Raw genomic sequence first — 478 nt, 5'->3', positions numbered from 1 at the left:
TTCCGGCGCATTCAGCAGGGTCTGGTGATAAAAGGCGATCACCCGCTGCAACAGCGCCTGCCGCCCGATCCCCTCCTCCACTGACGACACCGCCGCCAGTGGCTCCACTGCCGGATTGTGCCCCAGCACGGCTTTTAAGCGTTCCACGGCATGGCGCAGGCTTAGCCCTTCGGTTTTCATCACCCAGTCCAGCACCGAGCCGCCGGCATCGCAGCCAAAGCAGTGATAGAGGTTTTTCGACGGGGTAATGACCATCGAGGGCGTTTTTTCCTGATGGAACGGGCACAGCACGGTCATGTCTTTGCCGCGCTTAAAGAGCTGTCGGCCTTGTTGCTCAATGATGGCGACTAAAGAGACAGCGGCTTTCAGGTGTTGCAACTCTGCTTCCGGGATGCGAGCCATAAAAAGTTCCTCCAAAACATGTCAAGACCCCTTTAATGTTTTTTCATTGTACCTTATAATGAACTCATGGCAACCA

The 478-nt window shown here is 55.2% G+C and carries 1 protein-coding gene; it reads right to left on the bottom strand.

Annotated features, from left to right (window positions below):
* A partial coding sequence (locus tag Xind_RS25505; RefSeq protein ID WP_246432646.1) for a CHC2 zinc finger domain-containing protein occupies positions 1 to 402 on the bottom strand: 402 nt, incomplete at its 3' end.
* Positions 403 to 478 lie beyond the last annotated feature (76 nt).

Source organism: Xenorhabdus indica (assembly GCF_014467235.1).
GTDB classification, from domain to species: Bacteria; Pseudomonadota; Gammaproteobacteria; order Enterobacterales; family Enterobacteriaceae; genus Xenorhabdus; species Xenorhabdus indica.
This window is presented reverse-complemented; position numbering and strand designations above follow the sequence as displayed.